Origin of the sequence: Pseudobutyrivibrio sp. 49 (assembly GCF_900100545.1) — a bacterium.
GTDB lineage: Bacteria > Bacillota > Clostridia > Lachnospirales > Lachnospiraceae > Pseudobutyrivibrio.
Window position 1 is genome coordinate 1 of record NZ_FNDP01000039.1, and the last position, 2,571, is coordinate 2,571.

The 2,571-nt window shown below is 38.2% G+C and carries 1 protein-coding gene; it reads left to right on the forward strand.

Translation table 11 applies throughout. The annotated features are described in order from the left end of the window. Window positions 1–326: 326 nt before the first annotated feature. Window positions 327–2,183, forward strand: a complete 1,857-nt coding sequence (locus BLP54_RS15510) for a methyl-accepting chemotaxis protein (RefSeq protein WP_090171550.1) — start codon at window positions 327–329, stop codon at window positions 2,181–2,183. Window positions 2,184–2,571 lie beyond the last annotated feature (388 nt).

Genomic DNA, 2,571 nt, shown 5'->3' on the forward strand with positions numbered 1-2,571 from the left:
AATCAAGGTTTCTTTAGACTTTAGAAGGACTAAAAATGAAAGAACTGGAGTCCGCAGACTCCAGTTCCTCCTTATAAAAAAGAAAAGGTCGCGGCAAAGCCGCGACACTTTGTCTACACTCTGAGAGCTCTTGGTTTATCCAAGAGCTCTTTTTTAGTTTTTAAAATGAGATTAATCAAATGTTTTATCTCATAAAAATCCATAGAAATTGTACATTTTTTAAACATTATATGTTTTTTTTGTGACACCTCTTAACCAATTAAAACGTATGGGTATATAATTTTTTAAACGGAATTATTAGCCATTAATTTAAATGGGGGTGCGCAATGGGAACAGAAGAAAGGCAAGAGAAAATAAAACAGAGGCTTGATAAAAATCTTACAGCTGAGCAAAAGGAAAATCTTAAAGCTGTTGGAAAGGTTGTTGAAAATAATAAAGGCAACTTTTTCCAATCAATTTCTTTTCAAAACATAATTGTAAATGTTGCTATACTTGCGGCATTTATAATATATGCAGTGATTTCCAACTCAGCTATGCAAAGCGTAAAGTCACTGGCTTTAGTAGCAAGTGAAAATGAACTTATTTGCGCACAGGAATCGGCTGCATTACGTCAAGATGTAGTTCATATTTCAGCTGAAATTAATCGTACATTAGGACAACTTGAGGCAGGCAAGGAAATGCCAGCTGAAGAATTTGCGGAGATGGAAGGTTATATGAATGATATTGGCTCTCATCTTGATTATTTGGATGCTAGTATACTGGTTGGAAACCTACCAGATGGGCAGGAGAGAGTTGATAATCTCAGAGCTAGCGCAGAGGCATTAGTTGCTGCAGCTGGTGCTGTGGAAAACTTTATCATATCAGGTGATTTTACGGGAGCAATTGGCTGTGTATCTGGTGATTACGGAACAAGCCTTGTTGCAACAAATGATGCTTTAGATGCTATTGATGAGGGAATTAATTCTCTAAGCGTGGGCTTTAGCGCTTATTTGGATGGGTACATTGCCCAGGTTTCTGTAAAGGGATATATAGTCATGGCAATGGTTGTTGTCTTGATTATACTTAGCTTTGTACTTTCATTTGTTAGAATTAATAAGACTATACTTGGTATTTCATATGAATTGCAAGCTATCATTAATAATATCAATAAGGGCAAGGGCGATTTAACTGCCCGAATAAACACAAAAACAAAAACAGAGCTTGCACTTATATCTGATTGTATCAATCAGTTCTTAGGAACATTGCAGGGTGTAATCAGAGATGTTAAGGATGGAGCAACAGTTCTTACATCATCTGCAGATAGTGTTATTGTAAAGATCCAAAGTGCTAGTGATAATGTAACTAACACATCTGCAGCAATGGAAGAGCTGGCAGCATCTATGGAAAGTGTATCTGCAACAGCAGAGGATTTGAATGATAAGGTTCTTCAGGTTCGAGAGGCAACAGATGCAATTGACGCAGAGGCTAAAGCAGGTGCTGAAAAGGCTAATGAAATCAAAGATGCGGCTGATTCAATTAAGAAGGAAGCCAACAGTAAGAAGGATAATACTGGAAAGAAGATGGAAGAGCTGTCGAAGGTTCTTGAAGTTTCTGTTAAGGAATCTGAACAGGTTAATCAGATTGGCGACCTTACAAATGAAATTCTTGATATTGCCAGCCAGACAAATCTTCTTGCGCTTAATGCTTCAATCGAGGCCGCTCGTGCAGGTGAAGCTGGTAAGGGCTTCGCTGTAGTTGCAGATGAGATTAGTGCTCTTGCAGCAAATTCCCGCGATACAGCTGGTAACATTCAGGAGATTTCTTCTAAGGTTACTTCTGCAGTTAAGTCCCTTTCGGATAACGCTATTCAGGTTATTGACTTCATTAATGAAAATGTATTGGCTGACTACGATGCCTTTGTTGACACTGGTGTTAAGTATGAGAACACTGCTACAATGATAGAGGAGATGCTTGGAACCTTCTCTGAGAAGGCTGATAATCTCAATTTTGTAATGAATGAGATGGCTGACAGAATTGAGAGCATTTCAAGTTCTGTACAGGAAAGCTCAAGTGCGATTGGAATGAGTGCAGCTTCAGCAACTGAGATTGTTGGGGAAATCCAAGGCATTACAGAGGCTATGGATCAAAACAATGAAGTTACAAAGCAACTCAATGCATCAACTCAGAAATTCGAGATAGTATAGGTTTTTGATTTTCCTCAGAAAATCAAGAACCGGACATGGACCAATATTTTCTGAAAGAAAATATTGCTTGGCAAAGCCAAGTTCTTGTGGACTTTTTCCTTAAGTAGCCCACAAGAAGTCATAAATTTACGCCGCAAGTTACACTCTCAATCCTAGGCATTAAGACTCTTGCTACGGCTACAAGCCTTAGGTTTCTCTGTTCGACTACATGTCTCAATGAGAAACCAAAGAGCTTGATACCTACAAGAGGGATTGATAGTTACTTGCGGCTTAGTTTATGGCTACGCTTTGGTGCTAGAGTAAACTTTTAGTCGGAAAAAATAGAATAAATACAAAAAGAACATCCTTCTTGTGATAAGGTTATGGTTTGCGAAAAAAACTTTATCAA